The 2,315-nt window shown below is 39.4% G+C and carries 3 protein-coding genes; all 3 read right to left on the bottom strand.

Features of this window, described 5'->3' with window-relative positions; translation table 11 throughout:
• Positions 1 to 4: 4 nt before the first annotated feature.
• Positions 5 to 1,405 carry an aldehyde dehydrogenase gene (locus tag AC1DRF_RS23675; protein ID WP_427076211.1) on the bottom strand — a complete coding sequence of 467 codons (1,401 nt, stop codon included), beginning with the start codon at positions 1,403 to 1,405 and terminating at the stop codon, positions 5 to 7.
• A gap of 13 nt (positions 1,406 to 1,418) precedes the next feature.
• The gene (locus AC1DRF_RS23670) at positions 1,419 to 1,721 is read right to left on the bottom strand and encodes an ArsR/SmtB family transcription factor (RefSeq protein ID WP_477741843.1); all 303 of its coding nucleotides are present in this window, start codon (positions 1,719 to 1,721) and stop codon (positions 1,419 to 1,421) included.
• A gap of 12 nt (positions 1,722 to 1,733) precedes the next feature.
• Positions 1,734 to 2,315 (bottom strand): SDR family NAD(P)-dependent oxidoreductase (locus AC1DRF_RS23665; protein WP_477741842.1); only part of this gene is annotated, 582 nt, incomplete at its 5' end.

Raw genomic sequence — 2,315 nt, 5'->3', positions numbered from 1 at the left:
TCTTTTATTTCAATAGTTTTTTGATCATTTTCAAGCTTTGTTTTTCCGAAGGATAGCGGAATGACAAATCAAACTTGGTTGTTTGAGCCAGCATGCTTTTAAAATGAGTGAATGTCTGAAAGCTGTCTTTTCCATGATATTGACCCGTGCCGCTTTCCCCCACTCCGCCAAACGGCAAATATGGCGTAGCGATATGCATAAGCGTATCGTTTATACAGCCTCCTCCAAATGAAAGGCCCTCCGTTATCACGTTTTGCACATCTTCACTTTCTGTAAATAAGTAAAGAGCTAACGGCTTAGTTTTTTCTTGAACTTTATGAATGACTTCGTTTAGTGTTTCATATTCAATCATAGGAAGAATAGGCCCAAAGATTTCTTCTTGCATAACATCTGATGTCCAGCTTACTTCACTTAACACCGTAGGTTCTATTGTTAGCGTGTTTTTATTGTACCCGCCTCCAACTATAGCATTTCCGTCTTTTAAAAACTCAACTAGCCGAGTAAAATGACGCTCACTGACAATACGGCCGTAGCGGTCGCTTTCAAGTGGATTACTACCGTAAAATTGAGAAATTGCTTCGCGAAGTTTCTCTACAAGCTGCGCTTTAACTTTTTTATGCACGAGCAAATAATCAGGAGCAACGCACGTTTGGCCTGCATTCATCCCTTTACCAAACATAATTCGCTTCGCTGCAAGATCTAGGTTTGCGTCTTCATGTACAATGCACGGACTTTTTCCGCCTAGCTCAAGCGTGACTGGAATAAGCTGCTTCCCTGCTTCTTGCATAATAATTTTCCCTACATTTACACTTCCCGTAAAGAAAATATAATCAAGCGGCTGTTTTAAAAGCAGGCTTGTCGTATCTACAGCCCCTTCAACCACCGTCACAAATGCTGGGTCAAAAGCTTCAGCCAGTAATTCTTGTATAACGCGAGATACGCTAGGCGTTAATTCAGAAGGTTTTATAATCGCCGTGTTTCCAGCAGCAATCGCTCCTACTAAAGGAGACAGTGCTAATTGAAACGGATAGTTCCACGGAGCAATAATTAAAGCGACTCCATACGGTTCAGGAACAATTTTCCCTTTAGAGCCCACATGTGTTAAAGCAGTTTTTACTTTTTTAGGCTTCATCCATTTTGCTAAATGCTTAAGCGTAAACCGAATCTCCTCTAGTAAAATCCCAATTTCCGACGTGTAAGCCTCTACTTCAGATTTATTTAAATCTTGTTTTAAAGCATCCATAATTCTCTGCTCGTTTTGTTTGACTGCGTCTCTTAGCTTATTCAGCGCTTGAATACGGCTGCTGATACTCTTTGTCTTTTGCGCATAAAAATACTGCTTTTGTGTAGAAACAATATGTTCAATGACCGTTTCATCTGTGATATAGAATCGCTCGTGGTTCATCTCTTTCATCTCCCTATAAACATTCGCTTTCAACTGTAGCGAGCAAGTTTTTTAATAGCTCAACTGCCTCATTTAAAGCTAATGAATAATATCTCTGCGTTCCTTTTTGCTCAATTTGCACAAGCTTTTGATCGCGTAGAATTTTTAAATGATGAGAAATTGCCGGTCGTGATAGAGTAGACTCGTTTGCAATTTCATTAACGGTTAAAGGCTCTTTTTCGGCGAGCAGCAAAATAATATCTTGTCTTGCTGAATCACTTAGAGCCTGAAAAATAGGAATGCTGGCACGAAATAACTCGACTGCTYTTTCACTCATATAGATTCTCCTTTATTTAATTTCTTGTGTTCTGCGGACAACGGATGTAAGCCACTTTCTTGGCACGAAGCGCGGGATGAACGTAGCAAGACGAAACTGTACTCCTGGTACGATAACCGTCTGCCCTTTCATAAATTTTTTATAGCCAACTTTCGTTACTGTTTCTACATCCATTGCACCGCTTTGAAAAAGCTTGGAGTTGCTTAGCTGGGCTCGGTCGCTAAAACCCGTTTTAGTTGGACCCGGGCATAGAGCACTTACCGTTACATTGGTACCTCTTAATTCATTTTCAAGGGCCTCGGTGAAAGATAATACGTACGCTTTCGTTGCGTAATATACCGTCATAAGTGGACCTGGCATAAATGCAGCAACAGATGCAATGTTTAAAATTTTTCCGCGATTTCTTTTGACCATATCCGGTAAAAATAATTTTGTTAAATGAGTTAATGCTCGAATATTTAAATCAATCATGTTTAATTCTTCATCTAAAGCTGTTTCAATAAATTTGCCGTATAGTCCAAAACCAGCATTGTTCACTAAATAATCAACGTGCATTTTTTTATTCTTAAGTTCTTCATATAATGACTGTATCTC

This window comes from Priestia sp. P5_B4 (assembly GCF_056400385.1).
Note: the sequence above shows the minus strand (reverse complement) of the source record. Positions and strands in the feature narration are given on the sequence as shown.